Below are 17,565 nucleotides of genomic sequence, written 5' to 3'. Positions count from 1 at the left end.
GCAGGCATGAAACCGATCCGACTTGTGAGGGGCTTCCTCACCGTAGGCGCCTGGACCTTCGGGTCGCGCCTTCTGGGCTTTGCCCGCGACATGATGATGGCGGCCTATCTGGGCGCCGGGCCGGTGGCCGAGGCGTTCCTGATCGCCTTTTCGCTGCCCAACATGTTCCGCCGCTTCTTTGCCGAGGGCGCGTTCAACATGGCCTTCGTGCCGATGTTCGCCAAGCGGCTGGAAAGCGGCGAGGATCCCAAGGCCTTCGCGCAGCAGGCGTTTTCCGGCCTGACGGCGGTGCTGCTGATCTTCACGCTGATCGGCACGGCGCTGATGCCGTGGCTCGTCTGGGCGATGGCCTCGGGCTTTCACGGCGACGAACGGTTCACGCTGGCGGTGCTCTACGGCCGGATCGGGTTCAGCTATATCCTGTTCATCTCGCTCGTGGCGCTGCTGTCGGGCGTGCTGAACGCCTTCGGCAAGTTCACCGAGGCGTCGCTGGTTCCCGTCCTGATGAACCTGATCTTCATCATCGCCATGTGGCTCGCCGACAGGTTCGGCTGGGACATGGGGCTGACGCTCGCATGGACGGTGCCGGTGACGGGGGTGGCGCAGTTCGCCTTTACCTGGTGGGCGGCGCATCGGCTGGGCTTCACGCTGTGGCCCGGCGTGCCGCGCATGTCGCCCGAGATGCGCCGGCTGCTGGTCATCGCGGGGCCTGCGGTTCTGGCGGGCGGCGTGGTGCAGGTCAACCTGATCGTCGGGCGGCAGGTGGCCTCGTTCACCGAGGGCGCGGTCGCGTGGCTGTCCTATGCCGACCGGCTGTATCAGCTTCCGCTTGGCGTCGTCGGCATCGCGATCGGCACGGTGCTGCTGCCGGTGCTGTCGCGGCACCTGCGGTCGGGGGATGCCGTCGCGTCGCGCGACAGCTTTTCGCGCGGGGCGGAATTCGCGCTGTTCCTGACGCTGCCTGCCGCGGTGGCGCTGGTGGTGATCGCGGGGCCGCTGATTTCCGTCCTTTATGACCGCGGCGCGTGGCGGCCCGAGGATACCGTGGCGACGGCGCTGGCGCTGGCCATCTATGGCATCGGCCTGCCCGCCTTCGTGCTGCAAAAGGTCCTGCAACCTCTGTATTACGCGCGCGAGGATACGCGGCGGCCGTTCTACTATGCCATCGTCTCGATGCTGGTGAATGCGGGCTTCGCGGTGGGCATGATGCCGGTGATGGGCTTTGCCGCCGCCGCCTGGGCCACCACGGTGTCGGGCTGGGTGATGCTAGCGCAGCTCTGGTGGGGGGTGCGCGGCATGGGCGATGCGGCGCGTCTGGATGCGCGGTTCCGCAAACGCTTTTGGCGGATCACCATCGCCTCGGCGGCGATGGGTGTGGTGCTGTGGCTTGCGGCCGATGCGCTGGCGCCGATGCTCGCGGAGCGCGGCGCGCGGTGGGGGGCGCTCGGCCTGCTGTGCGGCGGCGGGATCGTGGTCTATTTCGGCTTCGGCGCGCTGATCGGCGCCTACCGGCCGGGCGATCTGAAATCCATGCTGCGGCGCAAGCGCGCCTGATCAGCGGCGCCGGATCTGCCCCAGCATCCGCCGCCACGCCCCCGGCGCCACGAGGAACGAGATCAGGAACCCCGCGCCGAAGCCGGTGAAATCGGCGATCCAGTCGGGCGTGCCGCCGAACAGCAGCCCGAACAGCAGACGGATCCCCATCAGCGCGCCGATGAAGACGAAGGCCCGCCCCCGGTTGGCATTCGCCTGCCCAAGCCGCATCCACAGCATCCAGGTAAAGGCGCCGATCAGCCCGTAGGCCCCCGGATAGCCGCCGTAAAGCGCGCCCTGCGTGAAAGGCACCGCGGTATAGACCAGCGCGCCGGAGATCGTCGCGGCAAAGAACACCGCCGCCACGGCCCAGCCCTTGAAGATCTCGCCCACCATCTTGCCAAGCGCGAGCGTGAACACCAGCACCATCGCCGCGTGGAAGAAGGCGCCATGCACGAAGGGATAGGTCAGGATCCGCACCACCTGCCGCCACGGCCAGATGTTCTGCGCGATCATGCCGCGCAGGATGTCCGGCCCGAAGGCGAAGCGTTGCAGCGCGTCGAGACGCCAGCCGATCGCGGCATTGCCGAACAGGCCGGACTGGCCGAGGCCGAACAGGATCTCTCCGGCGATGATGGGGCCGCAGAGCAGCCACACCACCGGCGGCAGCGGGTTGATCGGATGCAGGTCATGACCCGGGCGCATGGACTCTCCTCAAGGGGGCTGGCCGGAGGGTTCCGGCGGGCGGTTATGGCAGGCGCTTTGGGCGGGGCCTCGGTTGACGCCCCGCGCGCTTTAGCGATAAGCCGTCCCACAGCCGATTTCCAGCCCGGCCGAGGAGAATGCCATGACCACCGATACGCCTGCCGATCCCAATGCCAAGTTCACCCCCCGCGTCTTTTCGGGGATTCAGCCGTCGGGGAACCTGACGCTGGGGAACTATCTGGGCGCGCTGAAGCGGTTCGCCGAAAAGCAGGACGAGGGGATCGAGACGATCTACTGCCTCGTCGATCTGCATGCGATCACGGTCTGGCAGGAACCGGAGGCGCTCAGGCGGCAGACGCGCGAGGCGGCGGCGGCCTTCATCGCCTCGGGGGTGGATCCGGCGCGGTCCATCCTGTTCAACCAGTCGCAGGTTTCCGCCCATGCGGAAATGGCCTGGCTGCTGAACTGCGTCGCCCGCATCGGCTGGATGTACCGCATGACCCAGTTCAAGGATAAGACCCAGGGCAAGAACGCCGAGAATTCCTCGCTCGGGCTTTTGGCCTATCCGTCGCTGATGGCGGCGGACATCCTGACCTATCACGCGACGATGGTGCCGGTGGGCGAGGATCAGAAGCAGCATCTGGAGCTGACCCGCGACATCGCGGCGAAGTTCAACCACGATTACGGGGTGGATTTCTTCCCCGCGCCGGAGCCCTTGATCGAGGGCACGGCGACCCGCGTGATGAGCCTGAAGGACGGCTCGAAGAAGATGTCGAAATCCGATCCCTCGGACGCCAGCCGGATCAACCTGACCGATGACGCCGACACGATCGCGAAGAAGTTCCGCAAGGCGGTGACCGATCCCGCGCCTTTGCCCGAAAGCCTCGAGGGGCTGGAAGGCCGGGCCGAGGCGCGCAACCTCGTGAACATCTACGCAGCGCTGGCGGGCCGGACGGCGGCGGATGTGATCGCGGAATTCGGCGGTCAGGGCTGGGGCGTGTTCAAGCCGGCGCTGGCCGATCTGGCGGTGGCGAAGCTCGAACCGATCTCGACCGAGATGGCGCGGCTGATGAACGATCCGGCGGAAATCGACCGGACCCTGACGCAGGGCGCGGGCAAGGCGCGCGCCATCGCGCAGCCGATCCTGGAACAGGCGCTCGACATCATGGGGATGGTGCGCGGCTGATCCGTCGCGGCGGGGGCTTTGCGCCCCCGCACCCCCGCAGGATACTTATGGAAGAATGAAGGCAGGGGCGCGTTCAGGCGGCCTTTGCCTCGGCCCGGGGGTAGAGCCGCGCCATGGTCAGGCCGCGCGCCGTGTTCAGCGCCGTCAGCGCCGCCCAGAGGCCGTGATTGCCGAACAGCGGCAGCGCGATGGCCAGCACCACGGCATAGACCGCGACCGACAGCGCGACGGCGTTGCGCATCTCGCGCGTCAGCGTCGCGCCGACGAAGATCCCGTCGAACATGTAGCCCGCCACGCTGACCATCGGCATGAGCCAGAGCCACGGCAGGTAATGGCGCGCGGTTTCCCGCACCTCGGGCGCGCTGGCCATCAGGTCGATCAGCGCCGGCCCCGCGAGCATGAAGACGAGGCTGAGCGCCAGCGCCCCGCCCGCCCCCCATCGCGAGGCGACGATGGCCGCGCGCCGCACGCCGCGCGGGTCGCGCGCGCCGACCGCCTGCCCCACCAGCGTTTCCGCCGCGAAGGCGAAGCCGTCGAGCGCATAGGCGGTGATTTCAAGGAATTGCAGCAGCACCTGATTGGCGGCAAGGGCGATGTCCCCCTCGCCCGCGCCGAGGAACAGGAAGGCGGTGAAGCAGCCTTGCAGCAGGACCGACCGGACCATGATGTCGGTATTCACCCGCGCCATCCGCAGCAGGCGGGTGCGGTCGAAGACCGCGGCGCGGCCGGGGCGGGCGAAAAACACCTCGCGCACGAACCACAGCGCCAGCGCGAGCCCGGCATATTCCGCGATCAGCGTTGCCGCCGCGACGCCGGGCACGCCCCAGCCGAGCCCCAGCACGAAGCCGAGGTCCAGCACCACGTTCAGCCCGTTCATCCACAGTTGCAGCACCAGCACCGCCCGCGTCCGTTCGAGCGCGATCAGCCACCCCGTCAGGGCGTAGAGCGCAATCGTCGCGGGCGCGCCCCAGATGCGGATCGACAGGTAGGATCGGGCCAGCGCCTCGACCTCGTCGCTGGTGGGGGCGATGCGGAAGGCGCCCCAGAACAGCGGGCCTTGCAGCAGCACGAGCCCCAGCCCCGCCGCGAAGGCGATCAGGAGCGCGCGCATCAGCACCGCCGCCCCCTCGCGCGTGTCGCCCTGCCCCTTCGCCTGCGCGACGAGGCCCGTGGTCCCCATCCGCAGGAAGCCGAAGATCCAGTAGAGCGAGACGAGGATCACCGCCCCGATCCCCACCGCGCCGATGGGCGCCGCCTGACCAAGCTGCCCGACGACGCCGGTGTTCACCAGCCCGAGCAGCGGCACCGTCGCATTCGACAGCACGATCGGCACTGCGACGCGCAGCACCCGGCGGTGGTCTATCGGTTCCATTCAGGCGTCGGGCATCAGGAAATGGCCGGTGGCCTGAATGAAGGGACGGGCGCGGTTGTCCTGCCATCCCTCCACCTGAACCGAGGCGTAGCGCCGCCCCGAGCGGTTCACCCGCGCCCGGGCATAGGCGTCGCGCGGCAGGCCGGTGCGCAGGAAATCCACGGTGAAATCGATGGTCTTGGGCAGGCGCGGCAGCATCGTCTCGGCGATGTCGGGGTCGATGCGACCCGCCTCCAGATCCGCCCAGAGGGTGGCCCAGGCCAGCTCGACGATCGCCGTGACCTCGAGGAAGGCCGAGGTCGCGCCGCCATGCAGCGCCGGCAGCAGCGGGTTGCCGATCAGTTTGTCCTGAAACGGCAGGACGGCGGTCAGCTCATCCCCCAGCCGCTCGAACCGGACGCCGAGGAAGCCGATATAGGGCACGCCGGACACCAGTGCCCGCAGCGCGGCGTCGCGGCGCTGCTTGACGACCTGAACGGGTTCGGGCGGGCGGGTCATGTGCGGTCCTCTTTCGGGAAATCCACGGTGAAGGCCGCGGTCGCGGTGGCGACGGGCTGGCCTTCCTGTTCGTCGCAGGCGGTGGCGCGCAGGAAGGCGACCGAGCGGGTCATGCGGAATACCTCGGCCGTGGCGGTGATCCGCTGGCGCGCCGCCGCCGGGCGCATGTAGTCGATCCGCAGGTCGAGCGTCGCGGTCATCTCCGGCCCCTCGGGATGGCTGATCGCCGCCGCGCCGCAGCAGGTATCCATCAGCGCCGAGATCGCGCCGCCGTGGATCACCCCCGTGCGCGGGTCCCCGATCAGCCGTTCGTCCCAGGGCATCGAGATCACCGCCCGCCCGCCGCCGATCTGATCGAGGCGGAACGCCAGCGCCTGACCGAGCGGGATCATCGCAAGGAACTGCCGCGCGCGGGCCAGCAGCGCCGCCATCTGGGGATCGGTTTCCATCATCTCACCTGTCTTCGCCGCCGCACTATCCTTCGCCGGCGCGATGCGCGCAAGCGGCCTCGCGCGTGCCACACCGCAGCGTCACCGGGGATGCGATCGCGGTTGAAGCCGCGCCCCGCCCATATTAGCTTCCGCCCCGAGGGAGATTGCGATGGCCGATGTTCTGACCTTCAAGGAGATGTGCGCACGTTTCGACGTGACCCCGCGCACCCTGCGTTACTACGAGTATATCGAGCTTCTCGCCCCGCAGAGGGAAGGCCGGTCCCGCTTCTACGGTCCGCGCGAGGTGGCGCGGATGACGCTGATCCTGCGCGGGCGGCGGTTCGGCTTTTCGCTCGAGGAGCTGCGGCAATGGCTGGAGATCTACGACAAGAAGGGCACCGAGGAGCAATATCGCGTCTGGGTCGAGTTGGCCGACCGGCAGTTGCTGGTGCTGCAAAAGCAGTATGACGAGCTGGCGACCACCATCGAGGATCTGCGCCGCCTGCGCGACGACGTGGCCGAGACCCTGAAGAAGGAATAGCCAGACGCCGCGGTTGCACGCGGAGAGGTTGCGCGCGCGGAGAGGGCGTCAGGGGGCGCCGCCCCCTCGGCTTTCAGCCTCACCCCCGGGATATTTGAGGAAAGATGAAGGGCAGACGGCCCGTTCGGGGGGTGAATGCGTCCCGAAGGCCGGTTAGCGCCATATTCCGCTTTACGCGCGGCGTTCTTTTCCGGACACTACGTGGGGGAAGGCTGTGTCTTTGGCGCAGGCTTGCCGGTCCGGGCGGAGGGAGGCCCCCGGGCGATCGTTGTCAACCGACGGGGGAGGACGTCGATGACCCAACATGTGATGACCATCAGGGAAATGTGCGACACGTTCGAAGTGACGCCGCGCACCCTGCGTTTCTACGAATCGAAAGAGCTTCTGTCGCCGATCCGCGAAGGGCAGAAACGGCTGTTCACCCGGCGCGACCGGGCGCGGCTGAAGCTGATCCTGCGGGGCAAGCGCTTTGGCTTCTCGCTCGAGGATATCCGGCAATTGCTGAACCTTTACGACGCGGACGACAAGCACCGCACGCAATTGTCGGAGACGCTGAAGGTCGCGCGGCGGCGGCTGGAGGAGATGTATCGCCAGCGCGACGAACTGGGGCTGGCGATCGAGGAACTGCGCGAGCAGATCCTCTGGGGCGAACGCCGGATAGCGGGCGAGGCTGCGAACCTGCACACCGCCGCCGAATAGGCGTCGGAGGCCCGCTGGCCGGGCCGGTAAGGGACAGACGGAGAGGGCCGGATCCCGTGCCGGGGGCGTTTCGCGCCGGTCCGGCACGGGGGCGCGCGTCAAAGGAACGTCGCGGGCGCGGCGCGAAAACGCGCGGCCATCCCCGTTCGGCGCCGGACCGGCCATTTCGCCCTGTCCGGCGGACACGGCCCCGGTGGGGCGGAGGGGGACCTTCGTGACGTGACGTAATTCCCGCGCGGGCGGTCCCCGCCCCCTTCCCTTCGCGACGGGCCTTGCCAATTATCGCACCGTCATTGCGATGACGCAGATCATGAGCCGAGGGGGGCCATGAGCCACAAGGGGGGAGCGACATGGGTTGGTTGGCTGACGAGACGGGACTGGACAGATGCGCGGCGAATTTCGTGCCGCTGACACCATTGTCCCACCTGAATCGCGCGCTTGAGGTGTTCCCGGAACGCACGGCGGTGATCCACGGATCCATCCGGCGCAATTACGTGGATTTTCATGCGCGGGTGAGCCAGCTCGCCTCGGCGCTGGTCGCGCGCGGCATCCGGCCGGGCGATGTGGTGGCGACGATCCTGCCCAACACCGCGCCGCAGGTCGAGGCGCATTTCGGCGTGCCCGCGGCAGGCGCGATCCTGAACGCGATCAACACCCGGCTCGACGTGGATACCGTCGCCTATATCTTCGAGCATTCCGGCGCGAAGATGGTGCTGTGCGACACGCAGTTCCTGAAGCTGGCCGAGGGGGCGGTGAAGCAGATGCAGGGCCCCGCGCCGCAGATCGTCGAGGTCGCCGATCCGGAATTCGGCTGGCCGGCGGGCGGGCATTATCTGGAATACGAGGCGCTGATCGCAAGCGGCGATCCGATGTTCGACTGGATCATGCCCGAAGACGAATGGGAAAGCATCGCTCTGAACTACACCTCGGGCACGACGGGCAAGCCGAAGGGGGTCGTCTATCACCATCGCGGCGCCTATCTGGCGACGATGGGGAACATGATTTCCTGGCGGATGCAGCTTTATCCGGTGCTGCTGACCATCGTGCCGCTGTTCCATTGCAATAGCTGGACCCATCCTTGGATGATGCCCCTGCTGGGGGGCACGACGGTGTGCTGCCGCGATATCTCGGCGAAGACGATCTATGACGCGATCGCGGACCACGGGGTGACGCATTTCGGCGGCGCGCCGATCGTGCTGAACGCGATCGTCAATGCGAAGGACAGCGACCGGCGCCCTTTCGACCATGTGGTCGAGATCTTTACCGCCGGGGCGCCGCCGCCCGCCTCGACGCTGGCCGCGATCGAGCCTTTGGGCTTCAACGTGACGCAGGTCTACGGCCTGACCGAGGTCTACGGCCCCGCCACCGACTGCACCTGGAAGCCGGAATGGAAGGGCATCGCCGGGGACGAGCGCGCCGCGATCAAGGCGCGCACCGGCGTCGCCATGCCGATGGTGGAAACCGTCACCGTCCATGACCAGGGCCGGGAGGTCGCCCGCGACGCCGAGCATCTGGGCGAGATCATGATCCGCTCGAACACCGTGATGAAGGGCTATTACCGCAACCCGCAGGCGACGCGGGAGGCCTTTGAAGGTGGGTATTTCCACACCGGCGACATCGCCTTCATGCATCCGGACGGTTACATCAAGATCACCGACCGGGCGAAGGACATCATCATCTCGGGCGGGGAGAACGTGTCCTCGGTCGAGGTGGAGGGGGTGATCGCGGCGCATCCGGCGGTGTCGCTGTGCTCGGTCGTGGCCAAGCCCGACGAGAAATGGGGCGAGGTGCCTTGCGCCTTCATCGAGGTGAAGGACGGCGCCGAGGTGGACGAGGCGGAGATCATCCGCTTTTGCCGCGAGCGGCTGGCGGGGTTCAAGACGCCGAAGCGGGTGATCTTCGCCGATCTGCCGAAAACCTCGACCGGCAAGATCCAGAAGTTCGAGCTGCGCGCCGTGGCGAAGCTTCTGTGAGGAGGAGGCGCCGGAGGGGGCATCGAGCCCCCTCCGGCGCCGCAGCCGCTGCGCGCCTGCCGCCCGGCCCGGCGCGCCCGCGCGGGTCCCGGCGCCGCGCCCGCCCGGTCCCCGCGACCGAGGGCCGATTGACCCGCCCCCGCGAATGGGTATCCTGCGGCACGACAGGACCAATCCGGGGCCGGAATGACCGCACTCCCACAGTATGAACGGCTCGAGGCCCTGGGGCTCTGGCGCGAGACAGCCGAGGCGCAGCGCCGCGAGGTCATCGTGTCATTCGGGGATGCGACGCTGGTGATCTTCGACGGTCGCGCGGAGCGGCCTTTGGCGCATTGGTCGCTGGCGGCGCTGGTGCGGCACAATCCCGGCAGGCGGCCGGCGGTCTTTGCCCCGTCGGAGGAACCGGGCGAGGATCTGGAGATCGAGGACGAGGCGATGATCGCCGCGATCGAGAAGGTGCAGGCGGCGCTGGAGGCGGCGCAGCCGCATCCGGGGCGGCTGCGTGGCTGGCTGACGGGCGCGGCGGTGGTGGGGGCGCTGGTGCTGGGGGCGGTCTGGCTGCCCTCGGCGCTGGTCGAACAGGCGGCGCGCATCGCCCCCGCCGCGACCCGCGCCGAGATCGGCCGTGCCATCCTGGCCGACATGACGCGCCAGACCGGCAGCCCCTGCCATTCCACCGGCGGCGACGAGGCGCTGGTCGCGCTGACCGACCGGCTGCCGGGCACGGCTCAGATCGTCATCGTGCCGCGCGGGCGCGAAAGCGGCATCGTCCTGCCCGGCAATATCGTCGTGCTGGGGCGCGAGGCCGTCACCGGCCGGGAAACGCCCGAGGTGATCGCCGGCATGGTGATCGCGACGGAACTGGCCGAGCGGGGGCGCAATCCGATGCGACCGTTCCTTGACTGGGCGGGGCTGGGCACCTCGTTGCGGCTGCTGGCCGGGGCGCAGCTGCCGGAGGATGTGGTGAAGGGCTACGGCAAGGTGCTGATGCAGGACACGCCGCAACGCCCGGATGACGAAAGCCTGCTGAGGGCCTTTGCCGCGGCGGGGGTTTCCTCGACCCCCTATGCCTATGCGCTGGACCCGACCGGCGAAAGCGTGCTGCCGCTGATCGAGGGGGACCCGTTCCTTGGCCGCTCCTCCCCGCGCCCGGTGCTGGACGAGGCGCGGTGGATCGCGCTTCAGGACATCTGCAACTGAGGCTGGAGTTTCGGGAACAGGCGTTGCGCGGTGCGGTGAGGGAGGAAGGGGGCGCCGCCCCCTCTTGGCCTGCGGCCAATTCACCCCCGGGATATTTATGGAAAAACGACGGCCAGAAGGCGGCTTTGGGGGTTTCAGCGCAGGATGGCGTCGCGGAAACCATTGGTGCGGATATTGCGCAGGGCCTGTGGGGCCTGTTCCCCGGTCAGGGGGCCGGCGTAGATCACCTGCACCGCCTTGCCGCCGATCCGTGCCGCGCCGACGGAGACCGGCAGGCCAAGCGCGCGCAGCCGCGCCTTGACCCGTTCGGCATTGACCGGATCGGCGAAGGCGCCGACCTGCACATAGCGTTCGCCATTGGGCGAGAGACGCGCCGGGGCGGAGCGGACATGGTGACCGCCTGACACCTTGGGCGCGGCGGCGGGAGGCTGGCGCAGGGTGTCGCGCAGCGTCGCCAGCATCGCCGCCGTCGCGGGCAGCGGCAGGTCCGGCACATCCGAGCCCTGCACCCGCAACCCGCGCACTCCGGCGCCGTTGATGAACCCTGCCGGATCGTCGATCTGCGGACCGCAGCGCATCACCATCCGGCCGTCCGACAGGATGTAGCGCTGCACCGTCACCGGCGCGTCCGGACAGGCGGTGAAGGCACCGGGAATGGTCTTCGCCCCGGTGATCGTCAGGGCGCGCGGGGGCTGCAGGGCGGCGAGCCGCTGCGACAGGCCCGGCACCCGGTCCGCAGGGGCGGGGGCGGCGGGCGCGGCCTCGACCGCCCGTTCCGCCGCGGGGCCGGGTTCGGTCCGCGTCGGCTCATAGCCGCAGAGCGGCTGGCCGTCGCGGGTCTGGCGCGGTTCCCATTCCGCGTCGGGAGCGGGACGGATGAACACGCAGCCGGTGCTGTCCACATATTGCGCGCCGGTGTAGGAGGCCGGGGGCAACTCCGCCGGGGCGGCAGAGGCCGGCGCGCCGGCGACCAGCGCGATGCAGGACAGAAGGCCCGCGATCATCAGGATTGGCGCCGGGACAGGCGGCATCGCTTTCCCCGAAACAGAACTGGTCGACTGGCACAATGTCCGTATATCCGGCACGAGTAAAGAAACTCCGAGGTTATGCTATTTCGTGCCGAACATGCGGTCGCCCGCGTCGCCCAGACCCGGCAGGATGTAACCGTGATCGTCCAGCCTTTCGTCGATCGAGGCGGTGACGATCGGCACATCCGGGTGCGCGGCGCGCATATGGGCAATGCCCTCGGGCGCGGCCAGCAGGCACAGGAAGCGGATGTTCTTCGCGCCCCGGTCCTTCAGCATCTGGATCGCGGCGGCGGAGCTGTTGCCCGTGGCCAGCATCGGATCGACGACGATCACCATGCGTTCGTCCAGCATCGGCGGCACCTTGCAGTAATATTCGACGGGCTGGAGCGTATCCGGATCGCGGTAGAGCCCGACGAAGCCCACCCGCGCCGCCGGGATCAGTTCCAGAATGCCGTCCAGGAGACCGTTGCCCGCGCGCAGGATCGACACCAGCGCGAGCTTCTTGCCCTCAAGGATCGGCGCGTCCATTTCGCAGAGCGGCGTCTCGATCCGCTTCGTCGTCAGCTCCAGCCCCCGGGTGATCTCATAAGCGAGCAGCAGGCTGATCTCGCGCAGGAGCTGGCGGAAACCGGCGGTCGAGGTTTCCTTCTCGCGCATCAGGGTCAGCTTGTGCTGCACAAGCGGGTGATCCACCACCGTCACGAATTCATCCATCTGTCCCATCCCCGTCCGTTTCCCTTATAGAAAGCTGCGCCCCGGCCCCTGATCCGGCAGCCCGAGATGCGCGGCGACCGAGGCCGCCACATCCACATAGCCCACCTGCCCCACCGGATTCAAACCGATCCCTGCGGAGGAGACGATACCGCCCAGAACAGGCACCCGTTCGCGGGTATGATCGGTGCCGGTGAAGGTCGGGTCGTTGCCGTGATCGGCGGTGAAGATCGCCAGATCGCCGGGCCTGAGCCGCGCCAGAAACGCCCCCGCCCGCGCGTCGAACCATTCAAGCGCGCGCGCATAGCCCGCCACGTCGCGCCGATGGCCATAGAGGCTGTCGAATTCGACGAAATTGGCGAAGGTCAGGCTGCCGGGTCCGGCCTCGTCCGCCAGCCGGATCAGGTGATCCATCAGCGCGGCGTCGTCCTTGCCCTTGTGCAGGTGGTCGATGCCGCGATGGCTGAAGATGTCGCCGATCTTGCCGATCGCATGGGTCGCGCGCCCCGCCGCCTGCGCGCGGTCGAGGATCGTCGCCGCGGGCGGCGCGATGGCGAAGTCGCGCCGGTTCGGGGTGCGGATGAAATGTCCGGGCTCGCCCACGAAGGGCCGCGCGATCACCCGCCCGACCCGCATCCGGTGCAATTCGGGCGCGATCTCGCGGCATAGCTGCAACAGCCGGTCGAGGCCGAAGCGTTCCTCATGCGCGGCGATCTGCAACACGCTGTCGGCCGAGGTGTAGCAGATCGGCCAGCCGGTGCGCAGATGCTCGGCCCCCAGACGCTCGATGATGGCGGTGCCGGGGGCGTGGCAGTTGCCAAGGATCCCCTCCGTCCCCGCCGCGCGGGCGACCAGCGCCGCCAGATCGGGCGGGAAGCTGTTCATCGGCGCGCGGAAGTAATGCCAGTCCCATGGCACCGGCACGCCCGCCAGCTCCCAATGGCCCGAAGGTGTGTCCTTGCCGTGCGATACCTCGGTCGCCGCGCCCCAGAGGCCCTGCGGCGTGGCGTCCAGCCCCGGCGCAGCCAGCCCCGAGGCCAGCCGGATCGCGGCACCAAGGCCAAGGGCGTCGAGCGTCGGCATCCGCAAGGGTCCGCTGCGCCCGGTCTCCGCCCGCCCCGCCGCGCATTCGACGGCGATGTGGCCAATGGTGTTCGCGCCGGTGTCGGGCGTCCCGTCGTTGAAGAACCGCGCCGCATCCGGCGCGCCGCCGATGCCCGCGCTGTCCATGACGATCAGAAAGGCGCGGCCCGCCAGTCCGGAATCCGTGGTCATGCGACATCCTCCGGCCCGATCCGGTCGTGGATCAGGGGCGGCTCGGAGGTGGGTTCCTCGCCCAGCTCATAGGCCGCCAGCACCGCCGCGATCGCCGCATCGGCATCCGCGCGCGAGGCGGCGTGGATCAGGGCCAGCGGCTCGCCTTCCTCCATCTCCTCGCCGATCACGGCAAGGCCGGTCAGCCCGACCGAGGGGTTCACCCGGTCCGTGGCCTTCAGCCGCCCGCCGCCAAGCGCCACCACCGCCTCGCCAAGCGCGCGGGCGTTCACCTGCGTGACGAACCCGGCACGCGGCGCGGGCACCGGGGCAAGCTGCGGGGCGGAGGGCAGCCGGTCGGGGTAGCGTTCGACGAAATCCGCCGGGCCGCCAAGCGCCGCGACCATCTTGCCGAAGCGTTCCGCCGCGCGGCCCGATTGCAGCGCCGCGTCGATCATCGCCGCGCCCTCGTCCATGTCCTTCGCCCGCCCGGCCAGCGCCAGAAGCTCGCCGCCCAGGGCCGCCGTCACGTCCCACAGGGCCTCGTTCACGGCGGAACCGGTGAGCGTCTCCATCACCTCAAGCACCTCGAGCGCATTGCCCGCCGAATGGCCGAGGCTCTGGCTCATGTCGGTGATCAGCGCCGAGGTGCGGCACCCTGCCCCGTTCGCCGTTTCGACCAGCGCCAGCGCCAGCGCCCGGGCCTGATCCATGTCCGGCAGGAAGGCGCCCGAGCCGACCTTGACGTCCAGCACCAGCGCCTCAAGCCCCGCCGCCAGCTTTTTCGACAGGATCGAGGCGGTGATGAGGTCGATGCTTTCCACCGTCGCCGATTCATCGCGGATCGCGTAAAGCCGCCGGTCCGCCGGGGCAAGGTCGCCGCCCGAGGCCACGATGGCGCAGCCGGTTTCCTCGACCACGCGGCGCAAGCCGTCCGCGTCGATGGCGGTGCGGTAGCCGGGGATTGCCTCCAGCTTGTCGAGCGTGCCGCCGGTGTGGCCAAGCCCCCGGCCCGAGATCATCGGCACATAGACCCCGCAACAGGCCAGCGCCGGGGCCAGCAGCAGCGACACCGAATCGCCGATGCCGCCCGTCGAATGCTTGTCCACCACCGGGCCGGGCAGGTCCCAGTCCAGAACCTTCCCGCTGTCGCGCATCGCCCCGGTCAGCGCCACCCGCCCCGGCGTGTCGAGCCCGCCCATCAGCACCGCCATGGCGAAGGCCCCCGCCTGCGCATCCGTCACCTCGCCCGAGGCGAGGCCGCGGGCGAACCAGCCGGCGGCCTCGGGCGAAAGCCTGCCGCGCGCGCGCAGCGCCGCGATGATCGCGCGGGCCTGCATCAGCAGCGGTCCATATGGCTCGCGTCGAAACGTCCGGGCAGCAGGTCGCCGATCGTGGTGAGCAGTTTCTGCCCCGAGGTGGTGGCCAGCGTCACCGGCGTGTCCGCCCGGCCGAATTCCGCGAGCTTCTGCCGGCAACCGCCGCAGGGCGGCACGGGCGTCGGGCTGTCGGCGATCACCGCGACCTCGACGATCTCGGTCTCCCCCGCCGCGCACATTGCGGCGATGGCGCCGGCCTCGGCGCAGGTGCCTTCGGGATAGGCGACATTCTCGACGTTCACGCCCCGGTAGACCGCGCCCGAGGCCGCGCGCACCGCCGCCCCCACCTTGAACCGCGAATAGGGCGCATAGGCGTTGCCGCGCACCTCGCGCGCCGCATCAAGAAGGGACATCCGGGTCTCCGTTGGATCGTTCGTCAGACTGTTGCGCCGATCCTGCGCCGCGCAGGTTCGTGATGCAAGCGGCGAGATTGGGTCTTGCCCGCTCGCGCCCGCGCGCCTATTCCCCGAACCAGCAGATGGTTTAACGCTAAACCAGTTCCAGAGAGGCCCCGATGGACGAATCCAGGCACGATCAGGGGCGCCATCCGGCGCTCGACTATCACGAATTCCCGAAACCCGGCAAACTGGAAATCCGGGCGACGAAGCCGCTGGCGAACGGCCGCGACCTGAGCCGCGCCTATTCCCCGGGCGTGGCGGAGGCCTGCCTTGAGATCAAGGCCGATCCGTCCACCGCCTCGCGCTATACCGCGCGCGGCAATCTGGTGGCGGTGGTGTCGAACGGCACGGCGGTTCTGGGGCTGGGCAACATCGGCGCGCTGGCCTCGAAACCGGTGATGGAGGGCAAGGCGGTCCTGTTCAAGAAATTCGCCAATATCGACGCCTTCGACATCGAGGTGAACCAGTCCGATCCGGAAAAGCTGGCCGAGATCGTCTGCGCGCTGGAACCCAGCTTCGGCGCGATCAACCTTGAGGACATCAAGGCCCCCGACTGCTTCATCGTCGAAAAGATCTGCCGCGAGCGGATGAACATCCCGGTCTTTCACGACGACCAGCACGGCACGGCGATCGTCGTGGGCGCGGCGGCGACCAATGCGCTGAAGATCGCGGGCAAGAAGTTCGAGGACGTCAAGATCGTCTCGACCGGCGGCGGCGCGGCGGGCATCGCCTGCCTGAACATGCTGCTGAAGCTCGGCGTGAAGCGCGAGAACGTCTGGCTGTGCGACATCGACGGGCTGGTCTACGAAGGCCGCAACGGCGACATGAACCCGCACAAGGCGGCCTATGCGCAAAAGACCGAGCTGCGCACCCTCGACGACGTGATCGGCGGGGCGGACCTGTTCCTCGGCCTTTCCGGTCCGGGCGTGCTGAAGCCCGAGATGGTCGCGAAAATGGCGAAGGATCCGATCATCTTCGCGCTGGCCAACCCCACCCCGGAAATCCTGCCCGACGAGGTGCGCAAGGTCGCGCCCGGCGCCATCGTCGCCACCGGCCGGTCGGATTTCCCGAACCAGGTCAACAACGTCCTGTGCTTCCCCTTCATCTTCCGCGGTGCGCTGGATTGCGGCGCGACGGTGATCAACGACGAAATGCAGATCGCCTGCATCGAGGGAATCGCGGCGCTGGCCCGCACCACCACCTCGGCGGAAACGGCGGCGGCCTACAGCGGCGAGAAGCTGACCTTCGGCCCGGATTACCTGATCCCGAAGCCCTTCGACCCGCGGCTGATCGGCGTCGTCGCCTCGGCCGTGGCGCGCGCCGCGACGGAAACCGGCGTCGCCACCCGGCCGATCGAGGATCTGGACGCCTACCGGCGGCAGCTTGAAGGCTCGGTGTTCAAATCGGCGATGATCATGCGCCCGGTGTTCGAGGCCGCCGCCACCGTCACCCGCCGCATCGTCTTTGCCGAGGGCGAGGACGAGCGCGTCCTGCGCGCCGCCAACGCGATGATCGAGGAAACCACCGACCGCCCGATCCTGATCGGCCGGCCCGAGGTGATCGCCGCCCGCTGGGACCGCGCGGGCCTGCCGCCGCGCCCGGAAAGCGACTTCGAGATCGTGAACCCGCAAAGCGACGCGCGTTACCGCGATTACTGGAGCACCTATCACGAGCTGATGGCCCGTCAGGGCGTCACGCCCGATCTTGCCCGCGCGATCATGCGCACCAACACCACCGCCATCGCCGCCATCATGGTCCATCGCGGTGAAGCCGACAGCCTGATCTGCGGCACCTTCGGGCAATATCTGTGGCATCTGAAATATGTGCGCGAGGTGCTGGCCCGCGGCGGACTGCATCCGATCGGGGCGCTGAGCCTGATGATCCTCGAAGACGGGCCGATGTTCATCGCCGATTGCCAGGTGCATCACGAACCCACGCCGGAACAGATCACCGAGGCGGTGCTGGGCGCCGCGCGCCATGTGCGCCGGTTCGGGCTGGTGCCCAAGGTCGCGCTGTGTTCGCACAGCCAGTTCGGCAGCCTCGACACAGATTCCGGGCGGCGGATGCGGGCGGCGCTCGACATGCTTGACCAGCGCGAGCCGGATTTCGTCTATGAGGGCGAAATGAACGTCGACAGCGCGCTGGACCCCGAGCTGCGCCGCCGGCAACTGCCGCAAAGCCGGCTCGAAGGAATGGCCAACGTGCTGGTCTTCGCCAATTCGGACACCGCTTCGGGCGTGCGCAACATCCTCAAGATGAAGGCGGGCGGGCTCGAGGTCGGGCCGATCCTGATGGGGATGGGCAACAAGGCGCATATCGTCACGCCCTCGATCACCACGCGCGGGCTGCTGAACATGTCGGCGCTGGCCGGCACGCCGGTCACCTATTACGGCTGACCCCGTTTCGCCGCGTCCGCCTTGGCGGGCGCGGCATGGGCCGGGACGAATCGTTTCCCGCCCCGCGACACTCCACCCCCGTCACAGCCGATCCGCCGCGCCCGCATCGCCCCGCGCCATGAACGGTTTTCCGCGTATCCCTGCGCTGAAAATCGCTGACCCGGCGTCGATTTGTCCCATATGACGTAACAACACCTCAAGGTTGCGCAACATTAAATACCAACGGGAATAAATGGGGTTTACAATGTCCCATATCTTTCC

16 protein-coding genes are annotated in these 17,565 nt (G+C 68.6%); 7 read left to right on the top strand and 9 right to left on the bottom strand.

The features are described from left to right. Positions 1-6: 6 nt before the first annotated feature. On the top strand, positions 7-1,554 hold the full coding sequence (gene murJ, locus D2T30_RS00410; RefSeq protein ID WP_128207192.1) for a murein biosynthesis integral membrane protein MurJ: 1,548 nt from the start codon (positions 7-9) through the stop codon (positions 1,552-1,554). On the opposite strand, the gene D2T30_RS00405 is transcribed toward murJ, so the two are convergent. Next, positions 1,555-2,238 (bottom strand): rhomboid family intramembrane serine protease, encoded by a 684-nt coding sequence (locus tag D2T30_RS00405; protein WP_128207191.1) that lies wholly within the window; start codon positions 2,236-2,238, stop codon positions 1,555-1,557. Between the two features lie 142 nt (positions 2,239-2,380). Between D2T30_RS00405 and trpS the strand changes: the two genes are divergently transcribed. Continuing rightward, positions 2,381-3,424, top strand: a complete 1,044-nt coding sequence (trpS, locus tag D2T30_RS00400; protein ID WP_128207190.1) for a tryptophan--tRNA ligase — start codon at positions 2,381-2,383, stop codon at positions 3,422-3,424. Between the two features lie 73 nt (positions 3,425-3,497). On the opposite strand, the gene D2T30_RS00395 is transcribed toward trpS, so the two are convergent. Genes D2T30_RS00395 through D2T30_RS00385 form a run of 3 tightly spaced genes read right to left on the bottom strand, consistent with a single transcriptional unit; the run spans position 3,498 to position 5,743 of the window. Beyond that, positions 3,498-4,796: an MATE family efflux transporter gene (locus D2T30_RS00395; protein WP_128207189.1), complete on the bottom strand. Its 1,299-nt coding sequence runs from the start codon at positions 4,794-4,796 to the stop codon at positions 3,498-3,500. After that, positions 4,797-5,294: a PaaI family thioesterase gene (locus tag D2T30_RS00390; protein ID WP_128182141.1), complete on the bottom strand. Its 498-nt coding sequence runs from the start codon at positions 5,292-5,294 to the stop codon at positions 4,797-4,799. Continuing rightward, positions 5,291-5,743: a PaaI family thioesterase gene (locus D2T30_RS00385; protein ID WP_241648364.1), complete on the bottom strand. Its 453-nt coding sequence runs from the start codon at positions 5,741-5,743 to the stop codon at positions 5,291-5,293. The genes D2T30_RS00390 and D2T30_RS00385 overlap by 4 nt, the downstream gene beginning before the upstream one ends. A 151-nt stretch (positions 5,744-5,894) precedes the next feature. On the opposite strand from D2T30_RS00385, the gene D2T30_RS00380 reads away from it, so the two are divergent. The 4 genes from D2T30_RS00380 to D2T30_RS00365 all read left to right on the top strand — a co-directional run bounded on the left by D2T30_RS00380 (position 5,895) and on the right by D2T30_RS00365 (position 10,138). Beyond that, positions 5,895-6,266: a MerR family transcriptional regulator gene (locus D2T30_RS00380; protein ID WP_128182139.1), complete on the top strand. Its 372-nt coding sequence runs from the start codon at positions 5,895-5,897 to the stop codon at positions 6,264-6,266. 294 nt (positions 6,267-6,560) lie between these two features. Continuing rightward, entirely contained in the window at positions 6,561-6,965 is a 405-nt protein-coding gene (locus D2T30_RS00375; protein WP_128182137.1) for a MerR family transcriptional regulator, read from the top strand. Between the two features lie 350 nt (positions 6,966-7,315). Then, positions 7,316-8,938, top strand: coding sequence for an AMP-binding protein (locus tag D2T30_RS00370; protein WP_128207188.1), 1,623 nt, complete (start codon positions 7,316-7,318; stop codon positions 8,936-8,938). Positions 8,939-9,124: 186 nt separating this feature from the next. Next, positions 9,125-10,138 carry a hypothetical protein gene (locus D2T30_RS00365; RefSeq protein ID WP_128207187.1) on the top strand — a complete coding sequence of 338 codons (1,014 nt, stop codon included), beginning with the start codon at positions 9,125-9,127 and terminating at the stop codon, positions 10,136-10,138. 134 nt (positions 10,139-10,272) lie between these two features. Here D2T30_RS00365 and D2T30_RS00360 read toward each other — a convergent pair whose 3' ends face one another. The 5 genes from D2T30_RS00360 to D2T30_RS00340 form a co-directional block, all read right to left on the bottom strand. Then, positions 10,273-11,169 (bottom strand): SPOR domain-containing protein, encoded by an 897-nt coding sequence (locus D2T30_RS00360; RefSeq protein WP_128207186.1) that lies wholly within the window; start codon positions 11,167-11,169, stop codon positions 10,273-10,275. A 78-nt stretch (positions 11,170-11,247) separates the two neighbouring features. Beyond that, positions 11,248-11,880 carry a uracil phosphoribosyltransferase gene (gene upp / locus D2T30_RS00355; RefSeq protein WP_128182129.1) on the bottom strand — a complete coding sequence of 211 codons (633 nt, stop codon included), beginning with the start codon at positions 11,878-11,880 and terminating at the stop codon, positions 11,248-11,250. A gap of 24 nt (positions 11,881-11,904) precedes the next feature. Continuing rightward, the gene (locus D2T30_RS00350; RefSeq protein ID WP_128207185.1) at positions 11,905-13,152 is read right to left on the bottom strand and encodes a phosphopentomutase; all 1,248 of its coding nucleotides are present in this window, start codon (positions 13,150-13,152) and stop codon (positions 11,905-11,907) included. After that, positions 13,149-14,471, bottom strand: coding sequence for a thymidine phosphorylase (locus D2T30_RS00345; RefSeq protein ID WP_128207184.1), 1,323 nt, complete (start codon positions 14,469-14,471; stop codon positions 13,149-13,151). Before D2T30_RS00345 ends, D2T30_RS00350 begins: the two co-directional genes overlap by 4 nt. Continuing rightward, a complete protein-coding gene (locus D2T30_RS00340; RefSeq protein ID WP_277749547.1) occupies positions 14,471-14,890 on the bottom strand; it encodes a cytidine deaminase in 420 nt (139 codons plus the stop codon). Before D2T30_RS00340 ends, D2T30_RS00345 begins: the two co-directional genes overlap by 1 nt. A gap of 134 nt (positions 14,891-15,024) precedes the next feature. Between D2T30_RS00340 and D2T30_RS00335 the strand changes: the two genes are divergently transcribed. Next, a complete protein-coding gene (locus D2T30_RS00335) occupies positions 15,025-17,304 on the top strand; it encodes an NADP-dependent malic enzyme (RefSeq protein ID WP_128182121.1) in 2,280 nt (759 codons plus the stop codon). Positions 17,305-17,565 lie beyond the last annotated feature (261 nt).

The organism is Paenirhodobacter populi, from assembly GCF_004022215.1.
Taxonomy (GTDB): Bacteria; Pseudomonadota; Alphaproteobacteria; order Rhodobacterales; family Rhodobacteraceae; genus Rhodobacter; species Rhodobacter populi.
This window is presented reverse-complemented; position numbering and strand designations above follow the sequence as displayed.

What these genes read in the sequence shown, in the direction of transcription:
- D2T30_RS00345 (WP_128207184.1), bottom strand. Translation starts at nt 14,471, where the DNA reads ATGCAGGCCCGCGCGATCATCGCGGCGCTGCGCGCGCGCGGCAGGCTT.
- D2T30_RS00385 (WP_241648364.1), bottom strand. Translation starts at nt 5,743, where the DNA reads ATGGAAACCGATCCCCAGATGGCGGCGCTGCTGGCCCGCGCGCGGCAG.
- upp (WP_128182129.1), bottom strand. Translation starts at nt 11,880, where the DNA reads ATGGATGAATTCGTGACGGTGGTGGATCACCCGCTTGTGCAGCACAAG.
- D2T30_RS00350 (WP_128207185.1), bottom strand. Translation starts at nt 13,152, where the DNA reads ATGACCACGGATTCCGGACTGGCGGGCCGCGCCTTTCTGATCGTCATG.
- D2T30_RS00395 (WP_128207189.1), bottom strand. Translation starts at nt 4,796, where the DNA reads ATGGAACCGATAGACCACCGCCGGGTGCTGCGCGTCGCAGTGCCGATC.
- D2T30_RS00360 (WP_128207186.1), bottom strand. Translation starts at nt 11,169, where the DNA reads ATGCCGCCTGTCCCGGCGCCAATCCTGATGATCGCGGGCCTTCTGTCC.
- D2T30_RS00365 (WP_128207187.1), top strand. Translation starts at nt 9,125, where the DNA reads ATGACCGCACTCCCACAGTATGAACGGCTCGAGGCCCTGGGGCTCTGG.
- D2T30_RS00370 (WP_128207188.1), top strand. Translation starts at nt 7,316, where the DNA reads ATGGGTTGGTTGGCTGACGAGACGGGACTGGACAGATGCGCGGCGAAT.
- murJ (WP_128207192.1), top strand. Translation starts at nt 7, where the DNA reads ATGAAACCGATCCGACTTGTGAGGGGCTTCCTCACCGTAGGCGCCTGG.
- D2T30_RS00380 (WP_128182139.1), top strand. Translation starts at nt 5,895, where the DNA reads ATGGCCGATGTTCTGACCTTCAAGGAGATGTGCGCACGTTTCGACGTG.
- D2T30_RS00335 (WP_128182121.1), top strand. Translation starts at nt 15,025, where the DNA reads ATGGACGAATCCAGGCACGATCAGGGGCGCCATCCGGCGCTCGACTAT.
- D2T30_RS00375 (WP_128182137.1), top strand. Translation starts at nt 6,561, where the DNA reads ATGACCCAACATGTGATGACCATCAGGGAAATGTGCGACACGTTCGAA.
- D2T30_RS00390 (WP_128182141.1), bottom strand. Translation starts at nt 5,294, where the DNA reads ATGACCCGCCCGCCCGAACCCGTTCAGGTCGTCAAGCAGCGCCGCGAC.
- trpS (WP_128207190.1), top strand. Translation starts at nt 2,381, where the DNA reads ATGACCACCGATACGCCTGCCGATCCCAATGCCAAGTTCACCCCCCGC.
- D2T30_RS00405 (WP_128207191.1), bottom strand. Translation starts at nt 2,238, where the DNA reads ATGCGCCCGGGTCATGACCTGCATCCGATCAACCCGCTGCCGCCGGTG.